At 68.3% G+C, this 18,336-nt stretch carries 24 protein-coding genes and 1 tRNA gene; 18 read left to right on the forward strand and 7 right to left on the reverse strand.

Going from position 1 to position 18,336, the window contains the following annotated elements; translation table 11 throughout:
• Positions 1 to 8 precede the first annotated feature (8 nt).
• The 12 genes from V0Z78_RS03000 to V0Z78_RS03055 all read left to right on the forward strand — a co-directional run bounded on the left by V0Z78_RS03000 (position 9) and on the right by V0Z78_RS03055 (position 7,669).
• Positions 9 to 647: a DsbA family protein gene (locus V0Z78_RS03000; protein ID WP_336343140.1), complete on the forward strand. Its 639-nt coding sequence runs from the start codon at positions 9 to 11 to the stop codon at positions 645 to 647.
• 50 nt (positions 648 to 697) lie between these two features.
• Entirely contained in the window at positions 698 to 1,393 is a 696-nt protein-coding gene (locus V0Z78_RS03005; protein ID WP_336343141.1) for an SCO family protein, read from the forward strand.
• Positions 1,393 to 1,911 (forward strand): TlpA family protein disulfide reductase, encoded by a 519-nt coding sequence (locus V0Z78_RS03010; protein ID WP_336343142.1) that lies wholly within the window; start codon positions 1,393 to 1,395, stop codon positions 1,909 to 1,911. The genes V0Z78_RS03005 and V0Z78_RS03010 overlap by 1 nt, the downstream gene beginning before the upstream one ends.
• A gap of 4 nt (positions 1,912 to 1,915) precedes the next feature.
• Positions 1,916 to 2,590 (forward strand): cytochrome c biogenesis CcdA family protein, encoded by a 675-nt coding sequence (locus V0Z78_RS03015; protein ID WP_336343143.1) that lies wholly within the window; start codon positions 1,916 to 1,918, stop codon positions 2,588 to 2,590.
• Positions 2,591 to 2,801: 211 nt separating this feature from the next.
• The gene (locus V0Z78_RS03020) at positions 2,802 to 3,344 is read left to right on the forward strand and encodes a carboxypeptidase-like regulatory domain-containing protein (protein WP_336343144.1); all 543 of its coding nucleotides are present in this window, start codon (positions 2,802 to 2,804) and stop codon (positions 3,342 to 3,344) included.
• 204 nt (positions 3,345 to 3,548) lie between these two features.
• Positions 3,549 to 4,796 (forward strand): translation initiation factor IF-2 subunit gamma, encoded by a 1,248-nt coding sequence (locus V0Z78_RS03025; RefSeq protein WP_409338663.1) that lies wholly within the window; start codon positions 3,549 to 3,551, stop codon positions 4,794 to 4,796.
• Entirely contained in the window at positions 4,797 to 5,180 is a 384-nt protein-coding gene (locus V0Z78_RS03030) for a twitching motility protein PilT (RefSeq protein WP_336343146.1), read from the forward strand.
• Between the two features lies 1 nt (position 5,181).
• Positions 5,182 to 5,754, forward strand: coding sequence for a DNA-directed RNA polymerase (locus V0Z78_RS03035; RefSeq protein ID WP_336343147.1), 573 nt, complete (start codon positions 5,182 to 5,184; stop codon positions 5,752 to 5,754).
• On the forward strand, positions 5,755 to 5,952 hold the full coding sequence (spt4, locus tag V0Z78_RS03040) for a transcription elongation factor subunit Spt4 (protein WP_336343148.1): 198 nt from the start codon (positions 5,755 to 5,757) through the stop codon (positions 5,950 to 5,952).
• Complete coding sequence (locus V0Z78_RS03045; RefSeq protein ID WP_336343149.1) at positions 5,952 to 6,530, forward strand: GTP-dependent dephospho-CoA kinase family protein; 579 nt, start codon at positions 5,952 to 5,954, stop codon at positions 6,528 to 6,530. Before spt4 ends, V0Z78_RS03045 begins: the two co-directional genes overlap by 1 nt.
• 82 nt (positions 6,531 to 6,612) lie before the next feature.
• The gene (locus V0Z78_RS03050) at positions 6,613 to 7,362 is read left to right on the forward strand and encodes an AzlC family ABC transporter permease (RefSeq protein ID WP_336343150.1); all 750 of its coding nucleotides are present in this window, start codon (positions 6,613 to 6,615) and stop codon (positions 7,360 to 7,362) included.
• On the forward strand, positions 7,355 to 7,669 hold the full coding sequence (locus V0Z78_RS03055) for an AzlD family protein (RefSeq protein WP_336343151.1): 315 nt from the start codon (positions 7,355 to 7,357) through the stop codon (positions 7,667 to 7,669). The genes V0Z78_RS03050 and V0Z78_RS03055 overlap by 8 nt, the downstream gene beginning before the upstream one ends.
• An 84-nt stretch (positions 7,670 to 7,753) precedes the next feature.
• Here V0Z78_RS03055 and V0Z78_RS03060 read toward each other — a convergent pair whose 3' ends face one another.
• Positions 7,754 to 8,896, reverse strand: a complete 1,143-nt coding sequence (locus V0Z78_RS03060; RefSeq protein ID WP_336343152.1) for a CBS domain-containing protein — start codon at positions 8,894 to 8,896, stop codon at positions 7,754 to 7,756.
• A 96-nt stretch (positions 8,897 to 8,992) separates the two neighbouring features.
• Between V0Z78_RS03060 and V0Z78_RS03065 the strand changes: the two genes are divergently transcribed.
• Entirely contained in the window at positions 8,993 to 9,310 is a 318-nt protein-coding gene (locus V0Z78_RS03065) for a lycopene cyclase domain-containing protein (RefSeq protein WP_336343153.1), read from the forward strand.
• Here the strand turns inward: V0Z78_RS03065 and V0Z78_RS03070 are convergent.
• The 3 genes from V0Z78_RS03070 to V0Z78_RS03080 are packed head-to-tail and all read right to left on the reverse strand — an operon-like array spanning position 9,280 to position 11,751.
• Positions 9,280 to 10,014: a universal stress protein gene (locus V0Z78_RS03070; RefSeq protein ID WP_336343154.1), complete on the reverse strand. Its 735-nt coding sequence runs from the start codon at positions 10,012 to 10,014 to the stop codon at positions 9,280 to 9,282. The genes V0Z78_RS03065 and V0Z78_RS03070 overlap by 31 nt on opposite strands.
• 46 nt (positions 10,015 to 10,060) lie before the next feature.
• Positions 10,061 to 11,404 carry an APC family permease gene (locus tag V0Z78_RS03075; protein WP_336343155.1) on the reverse strand — a complete coding sequence of 448 codons (1,344 nt, stop codon included), beginning with the start codon at positions 11,402 to 11,404 and terminating at the stop codon, positions 10,061 to 10,063.
• Between the two features lie 47 nt (positions 11,405 to 11,451).
• A complete protein-coding gene (locus V0Z78_RS03080) occupies positions 11,452 to 11,751 on the reverse strand; it encodes a hypothetical protein (RefSeq protein ID WP_336343156.1) in 300 nt (99 codons plus the stop codon).
• A 130-nt stretch (positions 11,752 to 11,881) separates the two neighbouring features.
• Here V0Z78_RS03080 and V0Z78_RS03085 point away from each other — a divergent pair, with 130 nt between their 5' ends.
• On the forward strand, positions 11,882 to 12,307 hold the full coding sequence (locus tag V0Z78_RS03085) for a hypothetical protein (protein ID WP_336343157.1): 426 nt from the start codon (positions 11,882 to 11,884) through the stop codon (positions 12,305 to 12,307).
• Positions 12,308 to 12,769: 462 nt separating this feature from the next.
• On the opposite strand, the gene V0Z78_RS03090 is transcribed toward V0Z78_RS03085, so the two are convergent.
• Positions 12,770 to 12,844, reverse strand: a tRNA-Val gene (locus V0Z78_RS03090).
• 134 nt (positions 12,845 to 12,978) lie between these two features.
• Between V0Z78_RS03090 and trpD the strand changes: the two genes are divergently transcribed.
• The 4 genes from trpD to V0Z78_RS03110 are packed head-to-tail and all read left to right on the forward strand — an operon-like array spanning position 12,979 to position 16,872.
• The gene (trpD, locus tag V0Z78_RS03095) at positions 12,979 to 13,983 is read left to right on the forward strand and encodes an anthranilate phosphoribosyltransferase (RefSeq protein WP_336343158.1); all 1,005 of its coding nucleotides are present in this window, start codon (positions 12,979 to 12,981) and stop codon (positions 13,981 to 13,983) included.
• Positions 13,980 to 14,627, forward strand: a complete 648-nt coding sequence (locus V0Z78_RS03100) for a phosphoribosylanthranilate isomerase (RefSeq protein ID WP_336343159.1) — start codon at positions 13,980 to 13,982, stop codon at positions 14,625 to 14,627. Before trpD ends, V0Z78_RS03100 begins: the two co-directional genes overlap by 4 nt.
• Positions 14,624 to 16,171 carry an anthranilate synthase component I gene (trpE, locus tag V0Z78_RS03105; RefSeq protein WP_336343160.1) on the forward strand — a complete coding sequence of 516 codons (1,548 nt, stop codon included), beginning with the start codon at positions 14,624 to 14,626 and terminating at the stop codon, positions 16,169 to 16,171. Before V0Z78_RS03100 ends, trpE begins: the two co-directional genes overlap by 4 nt.
• A complete protein-coding gene (locus V0Z78_RS03110; RefSeq protein WP_336343161.1) occupies positions 16,168 to 16,872 on the forward strand; it encodes an aminodeoxychorismate/anthranilate synthase component II in 705 nt (234 codons plus the stop codon). The genes trpE and V0Z78_RS03110 overlap by 4 nt, the downstream gene beginning before the upstream one ends.
• On the opposite strand, the gene V0Z78_RS03115 is transcribed toward V0Z78_RS03110, so the two are convergent.
• The gene (locus V0Z78_RS03115; RefSeq protein WP_336343162.1) at positions 16,858 to 17,061 is read right to left on the reverse strand and encodes a hypothetical protein; all 204 of its coding nucleotides are present in this window, start codon (positions 17,059 to 17,061) and stop codon (positions 16,858 to 16,860) included. The genes V0Z78_RS03110 and V0Z78_RS03115 overlap by 15 nt on opposite strands.
• A gap of 140 nt (positions 17,062 to 17,201) precedes the next feature.
• Entirely contained in the window at positions 17,202 to 18,074 is an 873-nt protein-coding gene (locus tag V0Z78_RS03120) for a succinylglutamate desuccinylase/aspartoacylase family protein (protein WP_336343163.1), read from the reverse strand.
• Between the last annotated feature and the right edge of the window lie 262 nt (positions 18,075 to 18,336).

The raw sequence follows: 18,336 nt of genomic DNA on the forward strand, positions 1-18,336 counted from the left end.
TAGGGGGTATGCACCAGCCATCTCGACGAACGTTCCTCGCGGCCGCCTCCGCCGGCGTCGCGGGGCTCGCCGGCTGTCTCGGCGGTGGCGGCGGCGAGAGCGAGGGACGCGACTGCTCGGACGAGCAGCGGAGCGTCGAGGTGCCGGCCGCGGGCGACCCCGACAGCGACGTGACCGTCGCGGCCTACGAGGACTTCGCGTGTCCCGGCTGTCGGGAGTACGTCCTGAACGTCCTTCCGCGGATCGAGGACGAGTACGTCGAGCCCGGGGAGATCGCCTACGAGCATCGCGATCTCCCGATACCGGTCGACGAGGAGTGGTCCTGGAAGGTGCCCAACGCCGCCCTCGTCGTCTTCGAGGAGGCGGGACAGGAGGCGTACTACGAGTTCATCCCGAACGCCTACCAGCACCAGGGCGACTACTCCGAGGAGACGGTCGTCGACGTCGCCACGGATCTCGGCGCCGACGAGAGCGCCGTCAGGGACGCTCTCGAGTCGGAACCGTTCTGCGAGCAGCTCAACGAGAGCCGCTCGGCGGCGCTGGATCGCGGCGTCGAGGCCACCCCGACGGTGTTCGTCAACGACCAGCAGTTGGAGTCACCCGACGAGCAGGAGCTCCGCGAGGCGATCGAGGCGGAGCTGGGCTGATCCGACCGGCCAACCAACGAGGCTAACTGTTCGCCCACCCGAGCGAGCGTATGGACCGGCGTACGTATCTCCGCGGGGCCGCCGTGACCGGGGCGGCGCTCGTCGCCGGCTGTCTGGGGCGGGCCGACGACGAGACCGTCCTCGACGAGCCCGACGACCAGGGTACCGACAGCGAGAACCTGCCCTACCCCGCCTACGGCGAGACGTTTCCCGAGTCGACGCTGCCCGATCCGCTCCGCGACCGGGAGGTCTCGACCGCGGAGTTCGAGGGCGAGCGGGTCGTCCTGATGACGTTCCTCTTCACCCGCTGTCCCGACGGCGTCTGCCCGGCGCTCACGCAGGTGCTCCGCCACGCGCAGGCCGACGCGATCGAGAACGACTACGCCGACGAGGTCGCGCTGCTCGCGACCACCTTCGACGTCGAACGCGACACCCCCGAGGTGCTCCGCGAGTACGGCGAGGCCCAGGGCGTCGACTACGAGGCCGAGAACTGGCACTTCCTGCGTCCCGAGAGCGAGGAGCGCGCCCGCGAGGTCGTCACGGAGACCTACGGGGTCGAGTATCAGCGCGTCGACCCCGAACAGCTCGAGGGCGACCACTCGGACCACGAGATGGGCGAGTACAGCTTCAACCACTACCCGATCACCTACCTCGTCAACCGCGAGGGCTACGTCGAGCGCGCCTACGCCGGGGTGCCCGAGACCTCGCGCGTCGTCGAGGACGTCGGGACAGTCGCCGACGGCTGATGCGTCGGCGTGATCTCCTCGCGGGCGCCGCGAGCGCGGGCGTGGTCGGGGTCGGCGCGTGGGCGGTCACCGCCGGATCGCTCGGTAGCGGTCACGAGCCGGTGACCCTCGAGACGATCGAGGTTCCCGGGAGCGAGTCCGGCGAGGTCCGGGTGCCCGAACCCGGGAGGGTGAGCTTCCTCGACTTCTTCGGCACGTGGTGTGGCCCCTGTGAGACACAGATGCCCGCGCTCGCGGCGGCCCACGGCCGGGTCGAGGGGACGGACGTCCAGTTTCTCTCGATCACGAACGAACCGATCGGTCGGACCCTCTCCCGGGAGGAGGTCGCGGCGTGGTGGGCGGAACACGATGGCGCCTGGACCGTCGCCCACGACGCGGACCACCGGCTCACCGAACGCCACGACGTGACCCGGCTGCCGACCGCCGTGGTGCTCGACGGCGAGAACAGCGTCACGTGGTCGCACGTCGGGATCGCCGAGGCCGACGAACTGGTCTCGGCGATCGAGGACGCCCGCTGACGCGATGGTCGCCCTCGAACTCCTCGGAACGACGGCGTTCGCGTTCGGGGCCGGGGTCGCGACCTTCTTCTCGCCGTGTGCGTACCCCTTGTTGCCCGGCTACGTCGGCTACTACGTCTCCCGGGCCGACGCCGACGCGAACCCCGTCGGCGGCGCGCTGGTGAGGGGGCTGGCCGCCGGCACCGGCGTGCTGGCGGTCTTCGGTACGCTCGCGGCGCTCGCGCTCGCGGTCGGCCAGGCCGGCTTCGAACGGCTCGTGTTGCTCGAGCCGCTCGTTGGCGCGGCGCTGGTGGCCTTCGGCCTGCTCGTAGCCCTCGATCGGGCCCCCTCGTTCCGGGTCGCCCTGCCCGAGCGTCGAACGAGCGTCCTCGGCTTCGGAGTGTTCGGCGCGGTCTACGCGCTCGCGGCCGCCGGCTGTGTCGTGCCGATCGTGCTCGGGGTGTTCCTGCGGGCGATCGCCGCGCCGCCGCTGGAGACGGCGCTCGTGATGGGCGCGTACGCGGGCGGCGTGAGCCTGCTGATGGTGGCGACGACCGTCGCGACCGGCGTCGGCGTGGCGCTCGGCACGGCGCGGTTCGTCGGTTACGGCGCCCGGCTGACGCGGCTCGCCGGCGCGGTCATGGTGCTCGCCGGACTCGGCCAGCTGTATCTCTCGGTGTTCGTCCTCGAGGTGCTCTGAGCCGGTCAGCGATCGAGGACGAGAAGCGACGAACACCAGCACGCCGACGAGCGAGAGGGGTTGCGTCTACATCCCGTTCCGCACTCGTCGGACGGGGGCCATCCCCCTCTCGGTCCGTTCGTTCGGCCCGACCGGCCCGCGGTTACGACGCACTCGCCTCTCGAACCGGAAGCGTCTTGGGCCCGAGACGGGTGGCTACACGACGATCCGAATGGAGCCCGAACGATCGATCGGTCGTCGCCGATTCGTCTCGCGCGCCGGTGTGCTCTGTCTCCTCGCGCTCGCGGGCTGTACGGACGACGGCGAGGACGGCGGTGACGAGAACGCCGACACCGAGGTCACCGCGACGGAGGACGGCAACGGGGAGAACGGAACGGAGGAGGGGATCGAGGCGGGTGACGAGAACGAGACGGAGGCCGTAGAGGAGGAGCCGCCGGTCCCGGAGATCGAGGGGGCGAACGTCTTCGTCGAGGTCGTCGACGAGGAGGGGGTCCCGGTCCCCGGCGCGACGGTCACCGTCACCGGCGGCACGTACGACGGGGCGACGTTCGAGACCGACGCCGGCGGCGGCGTGATCCTGCAGGACGTCGAGCCGGGCGAGTACGTGATCGCCGCGACGACCGACGCGGGCGAGGACGAGCGGGCGGTCTCGATCGAGGAGGAGGAGGACGCGCACGTCACCCTGACGGTTCCGACCCCGAGAGCGGCGGACAACGAGAGCGACGGGGGGAACGAAACCGAGGACGACGCCTGACTCGTCGACCGAACTGCCCGTCGATCCGAGCGGGACCTGCGGCCGGTTCGGCTCTCGAGGGAGCCTCGACGGGCCGGCCGAGGGACGCGACGGTCGTCCCCGCGGTGAGGGATTTAATGACACGATCGGGACGTTCGTCCGCCGGAGGCAGGTGAGAACAGTAGGTTTATCAAGCGTTCGAGGCAAGGGTGAGCAAATTACTCCATGGAGGCAACCTTGACGACACAAACGCAACAACCGGAGGTGAACATCGGACTCGTCGGCCACGTCGACCACGGGAAGACGACGCTCGTGCAGGCGCTTTCCGGGTCGTGGACCGACCAGCACTCGGAGGAGATGAAGCGCGGTATCTCGATCCGGCTGGGATACGCCGACGCGACGCTCCGGCGCTGTCCGGGCGTCGAGGAGCCCGGGTGTTACACCATCGAGGAGACCTGCCCCGACGGCAGCGAGAGCGAGGTCCTTCGGACGGTGTCGTTCGTCGACGCGCCGGGCCACGAGACGCTGATGGCGACGATGCTCTCGGGCGCGTCGATCATGGACGGCGCCGTGCTGGTGGTGAGCGCCACCGAGGACGTCCCCCAGCCCCAGACCGAGGAACACCTGATGGCGCTCGACATCATCGGAATCGAGAACATCGTCATCGCCCAGAACAAGGTCGACCTCGTCGACCGCGAACGCGCAGAGCAGAACCACCAGCAGATCCAGGAGTTCGTCTCGGGAACGGTCGCGGAGGACGCCCCGATCGTCCCGATCAGTGCCCAGCAGGAGGTCAACATCGACCTGCTGATCAACGCGCTCGAGGAGGAGATCCCCACGCCCGAGCGCAACCCCGGCGCCGACACCCGGATGCACGTCGCGCGGAGCTTCGACATCAACCGTCCGGGAACGACCTGGCAGGACCTCACCGGCGGCGTGATCGGCGGCAGCCTCGTCTCCGGCCGCCTGACGGTCGAGGACGAACTCGAGATCCGCCCCGGCCGCGAGGTCGAGGAGGGCGGCCAGTCGGAGTGGCAGTCGATCCACACCGACGTCCGGTCGGTGCAGGCCGGCGGCACCCAGGTCGACGAGGCCACCCCCGGCGGCCTGCTCGGCGTCGGCACCGGCCTCGATCCGAGCCTGACGAAGGGCGACGCGCTCGCGGGCCAGATCGCGGGCACGCCCGGCACGCTCCCGCCCACCTGGGAGTCGTTCACCATGGACGTCGACCTCCTCGAGCGCATCGTCGGCGCCGAGGAGGGCGAGACCGTCGAGGAGATCAGCACGGGCGAGCCGCTGATGATGACGATCGGCACCGCCACGACCGTCGGCGCGGTCACGAGCGCCCGCGAGGGCGAGTGTGAGGTCAGCCTCAAGCGACCCGTCTGTGCGCCGGACGGCGCGAAGATCGCGATCAACCGCCGGGTCGGGACGCGCTGGCGGCTCATCGGCATCGGGACGCTGAAGGAGTAGATGGGCGCGGTCTGTATGGACACCAACGCGCTGATGATGCCGATCGAATCCGGCGTGCGCGTGTTCGAGGAGCTCGAACGCCTCGTCCCCGAGGCCGAGCCGGTCGCACCCGAGGCGGTGGTCCGCGAACTTCGCGGACTGGCCGGGGGCGCCGGCGAGGAGGCGGTCGCCGCGAGCGTCGGACTCGACCTCGTACGCGAACACTGTCGGATCGTCGAGAGCCGGGAATCACACGCTGACGACGCCATCGTCTCGCTCGCCGCCGCGGGCGAGTTCGCGTACGTCGTCACGAACGACGGCCCGCTGCGCGGGCGCCTGCTCGACGCCGGCGTTCCAGTAATTGGTTTAAGGGGCCGGAACAAACTCGAAGTCACTCAACCATAACATGTACAAACGGGTTACACTCAAGGACACGGTCGAGGTGCCGCCGGAGAAGCTGGCGGACGTCTCGACCGACATGGTCCGCAAGCTGCTTCAGGACAAGCTCGAGGGTCGTATGGACGCGGGCGTCGGGTCGGTCGTCTCGGTCGTCGACGTTCGGGACATCGGGACGGGTGCCGTCCTCCCCAACCGACCCGGCGTCTACTACGAGGCGGAGTTCGACGCCGTCACGTTCGACCCCGAGATGCAGGAGGTGATCGACGGAACGGTCGTAGAAGTCGTCGAGTTCGGCGCGTTCATCGGGATCGGCCCCGTCGACGGGCTGTTGCACGTCTCGCAGATCTCCGACGAGTATCTCTCCTACGACGCCGAGAACCAGCAGCTCGCCTCGACGGAATCGAACCGAACGCTGGGCGTCGACGACGCCGTGCGCGCCCGGATCGTCACCAAGAGCATCGACGAGCGAAACCCTCGGGACTCGAAGATCGGGCTTACGGCCAAACAACCCGGCCTCGGCAAGCACGGCTGGCTCGAGGAGGAACGCGAGAGACGCCAGCAGGCGGCGGGTGACGACTAGATGGCGCGGACCCGACTCGTCTGTCGTGACTGCCATCGGGTGCTCGACCCCGACGTCAACACCTGTCCCAACTGCGGATCGACCTCGCTCACCGAGGACTGGGCCGGCTACGTCGTCATCGCCCACCCCGAGGAGAGCGAGATCGCAAAGGAGATGCAGGTGACCGAACCCGGCGAGTACGCGCTGAAGGTCCGGTGATGGGCGCCGGCGGCTCCGATCCCGACGCCGACCCGGAGGCTGCGGTCGTCCTCTCGCTGCCCGACTCCCTCCGGGGGGCGTTCAAGGACCCGCTGGGACCGATCGAGACCGACGCCGAACGCCTGGCCGGCGACGTCGTCGGCCCGCTCGTGACGGTCGGCGACGTCGTCACCTACCACTTCGAGCGGATCGGCCACACCCCGGACGTCGCGGTGGTCGACGGGCTCACCGAGCGCGATGCGGTCGACGACGACGTCGCCCGGACGCTCGAGGCGAGCGACGCCCGTCCGCGGGAGGCGACCAACCCAGCGGCGACCCTCTCGGCGTCGATACTCCGGACCCTTCGGGCTGCGATGGAGGCGCCCGAGCCGACCGTGATCGACGTCGACGGCGAGGAGGACCTCGTGACGCTGCCCGCGATCGCGATCGCGCCCGAGGGCGCGAGCGTCGTCTACGGTCAGCCCGGCGAGGGAATGGTCCACGTACGGGTGGACGAGGACGTCCGCGAGCGGGCGCGGGGGCTGCTCGATCAGATGGACGGCGATCGAGAGCGGGCGTGGGAACTGCTGGAAGGATGACGTCCCCGTAGGCGGTTCCGAGGACGATTCGGATCGTATGCCGGCGTCGTCACGGACGCCGACCGTGAGGAGATCGCACTCAGTGACTGCAGGGAATCAGCACCGCCCGGACGGGGAGGAACGCGACGACGGGGAGCCGACGGGCCGGACCGTCACGTTCGACCGTCACGGGGTTCGTGCTGGCTTTCTCACGACGCTCCCGATCGCCGTCGGAGTCGGCGGCTACGGGATCGCCTTCGGCGTGCTCGCCGCCCGGGCCGGACTGAGCGCCGCGGAGGCGGCGCTGATGAGCGCGACCGTCGTCGCGGGCGCCTCCCAGATCGTCGCCGTCGAACTCTGGGCCGAGCCGATCCCGATCGCGACGATCCTGCTCGCGACGTTCGCGATCAACCTCCGCTACTCGCTGATGGGCGCGGCGCTCCAGCCGTGGTTCAGCCAGCTCTCGGCGAAGCAGGCCTACGGTAGCCTCTTTCTCATGGCCGACGAGAACTGGGCGCTGACGATGCGCGATCTCAGGTCGGGCAGCGGCCGGGGGGCGTTCCTCCTCGGGAGTGGCATCGCCGTCTGGACGTTCTGGGTCGGCTCGACGGTCCTCGGAACGATCGCCGGCGGGGTGATCGGCGATCCCGCGGTCTACGGCATCGACTTCATCCTGGCGGCCGTCTTCGTCGCGCTCGCGGCCGAACTCTGGAAGGGTCGTTCGTCGCTCGTCCCCTGGACCGTCGCGCTCGTGACCGCGCTGCTCGCGGCCGAACTCCTCCCTGGCCAGTGGTACATCCTCGCCGGTGGAGCGGTCGCCGGCGCCGTCGAGGTGATCCGCTACGATGAGTGAAGCATTATCGCTCGACCCGCTCGTCGTCGGCGTCGTGCTCGCGATGGCCGTCGTGACGTTCGTCACGAAGGTCGGCGGGCTGTGGCTGCTCAGCCGATTCGAGGTGAGCGATCGGCTCGAGAGCGGTATCTCCGTGCTTCCCGGCGCGATCGTGATCGCGATCCTCGGACCGGAACTCGCCGAAGGCGGTCCGGCGGAGTGGGCCGCGGCGGGCCTCACGCTGCTGGTGATGTGGCGAACGGGGAACATCCTGCTCGCGCTGATCGCCGGCGTGGTCGGCGTCGTGGCATTCAGGGCGCTCGCATAGTCGGGCCCGGGGCTACCGATCGACGTTTCAGGATCCCGCCAGGAAACGGGTGATGTCGATACCGGATCGCCCTCCGACCCGAACTCAGATCTCGTTGAGCTTCCGCAGGAGCTGACCCTCGTACTCCTCGTCGCTCTGGATCCCCTTCATCTCGAGGACGTTCCGTTCGAGCTTATCGAGCGCGACGTGGAAGGCGGCGTCGGCGCCGTAGCCCTCGCCGCTTCCGGCGACCTGTCCGCGGTTGGTCCGAACGCGGATCTGACACTGGATCAGCGGCGTCCCGCGGAGCTTCTCCTTGTGTTTCTGGAAGCGAACGTGGGCGTGGTGGACCTGCATCTCGCGGTACTTGTCGGTGACCCGGGCGATGTCCGTGCGGATGTCCTCCCGGGAGATGGCGTCGAGCAGGTCGATGTTGGTGATCTGGACGTCCATCGCCTCCTCCTCGGTGAACGTGAGCGCACGAAGCACGTCCGTCTTGGTGACGACGCCGCCGACCTGGCGGTCGTTCGCGTCGAGCGTGACGACCAGCCCGTTGTAGTCGTCGTCGAACATCCGCGAGACGGCGGCGCTGACGGCCTCCTCGGGATCGGCGGTCCCGACGGGGCTGTTCATCACGTCGTAGACCGGAATGTCGAGGATCCGTTCGATGTCGCCCGCCCGGTCGCCGACGGTCGCCTTGTCCATGTCCCGGATGATGACGTCACGGAGGTCGTGAGTCGTGACGATGCCCTCGAGCCGGCCGTCGTCCGAGAGCACCGGCAGCCGGGAGATGCCGTGTTCGCGAAGCATGTTGATCGCCTGCCCGACCGTGGTGTCGCGGTTGACCGTGACGACGTCCTCGGTGTAGATCTGCTCGACGGTGATCGCGTCGAGGTGTTCGAGCACCGCCTCGAGGATGGCGTCGGCGGTGATGAGACCCGAGAGATCCTCGCCGTTGAAGACGGGCGCGGCCTTGGTGCCGCCCTCGACGAGCATCCGCGCGACCTCGCGGATGTCCTCGGCGCGGTCGATACGCGGTGCCGAGCGCATGAACGCCGAGGCCTTCGTGTTGTCTTCGACGTGGGACTGGAGGATCTGGCGCTCGGTCACGATCCCCGCGTACTCGCCGTCGTCGGTGATCACAATCGCCTTGGGGTTCGATTCCTCGAAGGCGGCCCGGATCTTCCCGAAGCGTTCGCCGACGTCGGCCTCGGTGTAGTCGGTAGTCGCAATATCAGCGATATCCATCGTAACGGTCTCACTTCATCGTCCTCCGTAATCAACGTTAGTCATTCCCACGGTATCTCCGCCACCGTTTAGGCGGTTCCGACCCTCGACCGGAGCATGCGACCCGACATCACGGTCCTCGGGCAGTATACGTATCTCGCGACGATCGTCTTCTGGGGCTCGATCGCCGCCGTCCTCCTGCGCCGGGCCGGCGCGCTCCGCCGAGCGGCGAAGACCGTCCTGTTGCTCTACCCGGTCGCGTACGTCTGGGACTGGTACACCCTCGAGGTCGGCGTCTTCGACATCATCGAGCGCACCGGAATCGACGTCGCGGGCATCCCCCTAGAGGAGCACTGCTTCATCGTGGTCGTCCCGTCGCTCACCATCGCGTTCCACGAGACTGTTCACGGCGAGCCGGGTTCGTCGTCGGACTGATCGCGACTGACGACGAACACCGGTACGGACGTCGCCTGGAGCAGCCGCTCGGGGCGGTCCCCGACGAAGAGATCGCGAAGCGACGGTGCGGCCTCGCCGATCACGACCGCGTCGTGAGTCGAGGCGATCTCCGCGATTCGCGGCACCGAACGTTCGCCGATCGCGACCTCGAGTTCGAACAGCGACGGGTCGAGGCCGCGCTCGACCAGTCGTTCGCGAGCCCCCCGAAGGAGGAGCTCGCTCTCGTCGCGGTACTCCTCCTCGCTCGCGACGTGGACGAGCGTTACCCCCACCGTCACCTCGCGAACCAGCGTGACGACGAACTCGACGATCCGATCGAGGGCGGCGTCGCCGTGAAGCGGGACGAGCACCCGTTCGAGACGTTCGATCGGTCCCGGCCTGAGGACCGCGTCGGTTTCGTGTTGATCCCGCACCCGATCGATCGTCTCCTCGTGGTCGGGCGTGAACACCAGCATCGACTCGATCGACCGCCCCTCGGCGACGAACGGCGCCGCGAGCGTCTCGACCCGTGCGGTCGCCTCCTCCTCGCGCTGCTCGCGCGCCTGTTCGACGGGCGTCTGTTCGGGGATCGGAAAGTAGCCGAGCAACAGGACGTCGAACGGCTCGAGAAGGGTCAGGAGCTCGGGCGAGGGTTCCGGGTCGCTCGAGACGTCCACCGGAACGAGCACTCGCGGACGGGACATGGATACCCTTCAGTTCAGCCGGCGCGGGTATGAACGTTCGGGAGCCTCAGTCGTGGGCGCCCTTCAGCCGGACGTCGCGGCCGTACGCGAGGTACCAGCCGGCAGCCCCCAGTAGCACGAGGAGGCCGACGACCTGCGAGAGGGGCGCCATGAAGGCGATCAGTCCGAAGCTGGCCGCGGCGCCCACGAGCGGCAACACCGGCGAGCCGGGCGCGCGGAAGTCGGGATCGTACCAGTCGGGATCGGTTCGGCGAAGCTGGACGAGCGTCACGCAGATCAGCCCGTACATCACCAGGTGGAGAAAGGAGGCGACCTCCGCGAGCACCTCGACTCGTCCGGTCAGAACGAGCAGGGCGATCGGCCCGCTCGCGAGCAGCACGGCGACGTGGGGCGTGTTGTAACGCCGGTTGAGCGTTCCGGCTTCCCCGGGGAGCAGGGCGTCGCTGCTCAGCGCGTAGATCGCCCGCGACGCCGAGAGGATCGAGGCGTTGGCGCTCGAGACGGTCGCGAGTAGGCCCGCGACGAGGATGGCGAGTGCGCCCGCGATACCGACGTAGCTGCGTGCGACCTCGACGGGTGCGGTCTCGCCGAGCTCGGCGAGCCGCGCGCTGCCGAACGCGCTGGTCGAGACGTAGATCATCGTCACGTAGAGGACGCCGACGACGAGGACGCTCCCCACCATCGCGATCGGAAGGTTCCGACCCGGATCGCGGATGTCGCCGGCGACGGTCGCGACCTGGACGAACCCCAGATAGGAGGTGAAGACGAGTGCTGCGGTGGTGAAGACTGGGGCGATCCCGTAGGGGATGAACCGTTCCGGAGGGCTGGGCGCCCCGATGACGCCCAGCGAGTCGAGCATGCCGTAGGAGAGGAAGGCGACGAGGATGCTCAGCAGGAGGGCGACGATGACGTTCTGTAGCTCGCCGGCCTTCTCGGTTCCGCCGATGTTCACCGCCGTGAGGAGGACCGCGCCCGCGAGCGCGATGGCCGTGACGACCGTACCGCCGCCGCCGGCCCCCAGCAGGGCGGCGGCGTACTCGCCGAAGCCGACGAGGTAGAACGCCGAGGCGAAGACGAGCCCGATCCAGAGGCTAATGCCGACGACGCAGCCCGGGAGCGTGCCGAACCCCCGCGAGATGAAGTAGTAGCCGCCGCCGCTCTTGGGCATCGCGGTCGCGAGCTCCGAGGCCGGAAGCGCGACCAGCAACGCGATGAGCGCGCCGATCCCGAACGAGACGGTCGCGGCGAGCCCCGCCCGTCCGGCCGCGATCCCCGGGAAGACGAAGATGCCCGCGCCGATCATCGTTCCGATTCCGATGCCGAGTGCCGCGCCGAGCCCGAGGGTGCGTTCGAGTTCGGACTCGGTCTCGACGGTGATCTCCGGGGCCATACCGACGTGAGTGTCGGTCAGTCCTTATAGTTCGTCGGTGCCGAGGGTCAGAGGGTCCTGCCGCACTCGTGACAGGCGTCCATCCCGGCGGCGTTGATCGTCCCACAGGAGGGACACCGGAGGACGTTCGATTCGGTTCCGGTGACCTCCTCGACGAACGACGCAAGCGAGTGCGAGCGCTCGACCTGGCGGAGTTCCTCCTCGGTCAGCAGGCGATAGATCAGCTCCTCGTCGCCCATCGCCTCGAGCAGGCGGACCAGTCCGAGGAATAGGAGCGTAGGCATGACGATCACGAAGACCGCGACCGCCAGCCGGAAGGCCATCGTCAGGCCGCTCGCCTCCTCCATAGGGACGTGTTGGCGTGGAACAAGTAAGCGGTGTCGCCCCGAAGGGGTGGATATTACCGTGCCGAGCGCCGAATCGACGTATGCACACGAATCGAGGAGCCGTAGCCGTGCGGCGAGCGGGTGATGCGGAATGAACGCGGGACGCGTCGACGCGCTGGTCGACCTCGCCTACGGCGTACTGATCTTCGTCTCGGTGGTGCTCATCGTCTACGTCGGGACGACGGTGGGCGCGGCGTTCGGATTCGGCGTCCTCGCCTCCTACGCGATCCACGTCGTCTGGAAGATGGCGCGGTTCGATCCGGAGTGGATGACCCAGGAGGTCACCGAGGAGGTGACGGAGGAGGTCACCGAGAACGTCGAGCGGACGGTCGAGGGCCAGCTCGACGAGGTCGCGAAACAGCTCGAGAGGGTCAACGAACGGATCGACCGCCGACCGAAGAGCGAGGAGTTCGAGGAGAAGATCGACGAGGTCACCGAGAAGGTCGAGGAGGAAACCCAAGACCCGAATCGCGGCTCGTCGACCGACGGGGAGTCCTCGAACGGATCTAGAGCATAGGACGCCGGACTGTCCTCTGAGCGACAATGCCGCGAGCGGTAGAACGGCTCGACCATCGGGAGAGCCGTTCGCTTTTGCTCCATCTTTTACCAGCGTTCGCAAGACGCAAAGCGTCTTGCGCGCCAATCAGAACGCATCGCGTTCTGATGACGACTGAGCGAAGTGAAGGAGCACAGCAGAAGGTGGCTTAGGGCGGATTTGAACCGCGAGGACTCGCTCCGCTCGCCCTCTGGATTCAAACCGCCCACCGCCTCGATTCACCGACACGGCGTTGCTCACACACGCTCGCTATCGCTCGCGGTATTCGCAGGGAGGTGCCGGAGAAATCTCGGTGGGTTGGGGCGGATTTGAACCTCGGTCGTTTCGCTCACTTCGTTCGCTCCACTCCCTGCTTCAAATCCTTCGTACCCATTTCGGCAGTACAGACTCCTCGCTTCGCTCGTCGTATTGTACTGCCAGAAATGGGTTGGGGCGGATTTGAACCGCCGGCCTCCTCCATGTCAAGGAGGTGTCATAGCCTGACTAGACCACCAACCCTCGCCACTGCGTGCAGTTTCGGATATCCCTTCCGAGTAGTTGAAGGTTTCGAAACGGAGAACTGAGGACGACACGCTTAAGTTGATGTACTAGTTTGTTCATTATAAGACGAAACCGTACATCGAGGATCACTCATGCAGAACACAATCGAGCGCGTGACGGACGGCGAATCGCTGGACCAGGAGCAGGCACGGGCCGCCGCGACGGCGGTCTTCGAGGACGCGACCGAGGCACAGATCGGCGCGCTGCTCGCGGCGCTCCGTGCGAAGGGCGAGACCGAGGCGGAGATCGCGGGGTTCGCGGAGGGGATGCGCGACGCCGCGCGGACGATCGCGCCCGACCGGAGCCCGCTGGTCGACACCTGTGGGACCGGCGGCGACGACTACGACACGATCAACGTCTCGACGACGAGCGCGATCGTCGCGGCGGGCGCCGGCGTCGCGGTCGCGAAACACGGCAACTACTCGGTCTCCTCCTCGTCGGGCAGCGCGGACGTGCTCGAACGGCTGGGCGTGGAGATCGACGCCGAGCCCCCGGCGGTCGAGCGGGCGATCGAGGAGGACGGGATCGGGTTCATGCTCGCTCCGGTCTTTCACCCCGCGATGAAGGCCGTCATCGGCCCGCGGAAGGAACTGGGCATGCGGACGATCTTCAACGTGCTCGGCCCGCTGACCAACCCGGCGGGCGCGAACGCCCAGATCGTCGGCGTTTACGACCCCGACCTCGTCCCCGTACTCGCTCGAGCGCTCTCGCGCATGCCGGTCGAACGGGCGCTGGTCGTTCACGGCTCCGGGATGGACGAGATCGCGATCCACGGCGAGACGACCGCCGCGGAGGTCTCCGGCGAGGAGATCGAGGAGTATACCATCGCACCCGCCGATCTCGGCCTCGAGGAACGACCGGTGAGCGCGGTCGCGGGCGGTACGCCGGAGGAGAACGCAGCCGATCTCGAGGGGATCGTGACCGGCGACGTCGACGGGGCGAAACGCGAGATCGTCCTCGCGAACGCCGGCGCGGCGATCTACCTCGCGGGCGAGGCCGACTCGCTCGCCGAGGGTGCCGAGGTCGCCGCGAACGCCATCGACGAGGGCGGGGCCGCGACGAAGCTCGAACGAATGCGTCGGACGATCACGCAATGACGCGGGTGAAGCTCTGCGGACACGCCCGCGAGGCCGACGTCGAGGCGTCGGTCCGCGCCGGCGCCGACGCGATCGGCGTCATCAGCGAGGTGCCCGTCGACAGCCCTCGGACGGTGGGCGCGGATCGGGCCGCGACGCTGCTGGACGCCGTCCCGCCGCTGGTGACCGGCGTCCTCGTCACGATGCCCGCGACGCCCGAGGAGGCCGTCGACCTCGTCGAGCGGACCCGGCCCGACGTCCTCCAGATCCACGGCCCGTTCTCCCCCGAGGACCTACGGACCGTCCGCGAGACGATCGCCCGCCCGGTGATCAAGTCCGTCGACGCCGCCGATCCCGACTCGGCCCACCAGTTCGACGGCGTCGCGGACGCGCTGCTCGTCGACTCGACCGACGCGGCGGGCGCGGGCGGCACCGGGCGAACCCACGACTGGGAACGCACCCGCGAGCTCGCGGCCGACCTCGACTCACCGGTGATTCTCGCCGGCGGGCTCACCCCCGAGAACGTCGCCAGGGCGGTCGGGACGGCGCGACCGTTCGGCGTCGACGTCGCGAGCGGGATCGAGCGCGAGGGCGGCGTGAAGGACTCCGATCTCGTGGAGCGCTTCGTCCGTGAGGCGACCGGTCGGCGGGTGATCGCGGAGTGATCTCCCGCGAGGCGTTCCGCGGGCTCGTCGATCGTGAGGAGCCGGTCGTCGTCCACGTCGCGGCCGAACTCGACGTCGGGACGACGCCGCTCGCCGCCTACGCCGCGCTCGCCGCGGACGGCGAGTACGGCTTCCTCCTCGAGAGCGCGGAGAAGGTCGCCTCCTCGGATCCCGACGGGGCGTTCCAGCCGGCGGACGCGAACCCCGGTCGCCACGCCCGCTACTCGTTCGTCGGCTTCGACCCCGAGGCGGTCGTCACCGTCGACCCCGACGACGTTCGATTGGAGCTGCTCGGCGACGACCGGCTCGAGGGGCTGATGACCGACGGCGGGGGCGACACGCTCGACGCGCTCCGCGGGGCGCTCCCCGACGTCCCTCGGGTCGGATTTCCCCGGGGCGGTCACCTCCACGGCGGACTCGTCGGCTTTCTCGCGTACGACGCGGTCTACGACCTCTGGCTCTCGGAGGTGGGCGTCGAACGCCCCGACTCGCCGACGCCCGACGCGCAGTTCGTCCTGAGCACGCGGACGCTCGCCTTCGACGAGGTCGAGGGAAGCCTGACGCTCTCGCTCACGCCCGTGGTCTTCCCCGAGGACGATCCCGACGACGTCTACGAGACGCTCACAGAGGAGGTCGAGCGGGTGCGTTCGGCCCTCGACGACGCCGTGGTCCCCGAGAACGGCGGGTTCACTCGGGAGGACTCGCGGGCAGGTCCGCGCGAGGAGTACGAGGACGCCGTTCGCCGCACGAAGGAGCACGTCCTCGACGGCGACGTCTACCAGGGCGTGATCTCCAGAACGCGCGAACTCCGCGGCGAGATCGATCCTCTGGGACTGTACGAGTCGCTCCGGGAGGTGAACCCCTCGCCATACATGTACCTCCTGAACTACGGCGAGCGGACCGTCGTCGGCGCGAGCCCCGAGACGCTGGTCTCGGTGCGCGACGGCCTCGTGACGAGCAATCCGATCGCCGGCACCTGCCCTCGCGGGACGAGCCCCGTCGAGGACCGTCGGCTGGCGGGCGAGATGCTCGCCGACGACAAGGAGCGCGCCGAGCACACGATGCTGGTCGATCTGGCGCGAAACGACGTCCGCCGGGTCTCGGAGCCGGGATCGGTTCGGGTCGAGGAGTTCATGAACGTGCTCAAGTACAGCCACGTCCAGCACATCGAGAGCACCGTGACGGGCGAACTCGCCGCCGAGGCCGACTGTTTCGACGCGATCCGGGCGTCGTTTCCCGCGGGGACGCTCTCGGGTGCGCCGAAGATCCGCGCGATGGAGATCATCGACGAACTCGAGCTCGAGCCCAGAGGGCTGTACGGCGGCGGGGTCGGCTACTGCTCGTGGACCGGCGACGCCGATATGGCGATCGTGATCCGGACGGCGACGATCGAGCACGGCGACCCCGACCGGGTGACGGTGCGCGCGGGTGCGGGCATCGTCGCCGACAGCGACCCCGCCGCGGAGTACGAGGAGACCGAGTCGAAGATGGACGGCGTGCTCGAGGCGATCGAGCGGATCGAGCTCTCGGAGGTGGCCCAGTGAGCGCCGCCGTCGCCCGCGACCGGCGCGTGCTGTTCGTCGACAACTTCGACTCCTTTACCTACAACCTCGTCGAGTACGTCTCCGAACACGGCGCGGAGACGGAGGTACTCATGAACACCGCGTCGCTCGAGGACGTGCGCGCGGTGGATCCGGACGCCATCGTCATCAGTCCCGGACCGGGCCACCCCGAGAACGACCGGGACGTCGGCGTGACGGTGCCCGTGCTTCGCGAGGTGAGTCCCGAGGTCCCCACTCTAGGGGTCTGCCTCGGGCTCGAGGCCGCCGTCTACGCCTATGGCGGGAGCGTGGGACGCGCACCCGAGCCGATCCACGGCAAGGCGTTTCCCGTCGCTCACGACGGGAAGGGGGTCTTCTCGGGGCTCGAACAGGACTTTCCGGCCGGCCGGTATCACTCGCTGATCGCCACGGAGGTTCCCGACTGCTTCGAGGTGACCGCGACGACCGATCACGAGGTCTCCGCGAGTAGCGCGGAGCGTGGCTCCGCGGACCGTTCGAGCGGGCTACGCCCGCTCGAAGACGAAGCGAGCGGAGGCTCGTCGGACTCGTCCGACGGTGGGAGCGAACTCGTGATGGGGATCCGTCACCGCGAACACCCGATCGAGTGCGTGCAGTTCCACCCCGAGAGCGTACTCACCGGCGTGGGTCACGACGTGATCGAGAACTTCCTACGTGCCGTGTAGAAGGGTTGGGAGGACGACGGTTCCGAGGTAGAAGGCCACGATCCCGACCACGGTGAGCGTGACGAGACGCCAGGCGAGCTTGAGTAGAAACCGTCCGAGGAGGACCACGACGGCGAGCACCGCCAGCACCAGAAACAGCAGGCCGGGATCGGTGGTCAGCGCTGCCTCGTACGGCATCGGCGATTCCATGAGACGTAGTTATCATAACAATAAATAAGTGTTCGGGCTCCGAAACCGGACGGCCAGCCAGACCGGATGTTTCGTTAGAGGAGTTAACGGAGACGCGCTCGCCCCGAGGTTCGAACGACCCGTCGCGAGTGGACCGAGCGTCAGAAGGGATTCTGAATCGCCAACTCGGAGGTGACCTCGATACCGATCTGGCGAAGCAGGTTGCGGGTCATCACGTCGTGGAGAAACGTCTGTTCCCGGAGGTCGAGACCGGTACGCGTGACCTCGGTCAACCACAGGTCCATGTTCCGGTCCGCCGAGGCCTTGTGGGTGAGGGCGGGTCTGTCCTCCGGGATGATGATCCCGACCCGGAGATCGTGGTGCGGGAGGCCGGATCGCCGGCTCAGGTAGTTTTCATTGACGTGTTTAACCGCGTTCGTGGCGTAGCCGACGGTCCCATCGGTGGGGAAGACCGCCTGGCCGATGCCGCCGCGTCCGTAGATACCCTCAGCGGTGTGCATATCGAGCAGGTAGTCCGGTTCGACTCGGAGGACCTCGTTCCAGATCGCTCGTGCGATGGGCGTCGTCGGCTCCTCGCCCATGGGGAACTGGCGGTTCAGATCGCCCCTCGGCCCGTGGTTGGTCCCCTGTTCGACCGCCACCTTGTTCGCCTCGGGGATCACGACCAGCGTGCCGCGATCGATCGCGTACTCGTTCGCGAGATGCGCAGCCTCCACGCCGGCCCGCTCGTTGCCGTGCATGCCGCCGACGACGAACGCCGTCGGCGACGGGTTCGGCGCCTCGATCGTGTATACCTCGGTCTCGTAGTTGGTCGCCCCGAGGAGCGTGTGGCGCTCCCGGTCCAGCGTTTCCTCGTCCTTCTGGCGTTCCTGGCGGACCTCCCGACCGTCCTCCCGGTCGTCCGGCGACGAGGCGGGATCCTCGTCCAGCACCGTCGATCCGAGGACGCTCGCCCCGGCGGCGACGCCGACCGTCCGAAGGAATCCTCGTCGCGAAGGCCTACCGATCATCATACTCGCTAGTGTCTACTGACTCATATAATCCCGCATCCAGAACGCTCCGCCGATTCGACCCCCTCTCGAAACCGGTCCTCGCCCTCGATATCCGCATACACGTCAAAACTGACGAGAGCGACGGTACACCGTCGTCGATACGCCTCCGAACCCTCGTTCCGACGAGGATCGCACACCTGCGAAACCGGCCGCGAAGAGCGTCGTCGACGGTGTCCGGGGCGTTCGGAGTAGGTGTATCAGCTCCACGACCACTTTCACCCCG

Origin of the sequence: Halalkalicoccus sp. CG83 (genome assembly GCF_037081715.1) — an archaeon.
Classification (GTDB): Archaea; Halobacteriota; Halobacteria; order Halobacteriales; family Halalkalicoccaceae; genus Halalkalicoccus; species Halalkalicoccus ordinarius.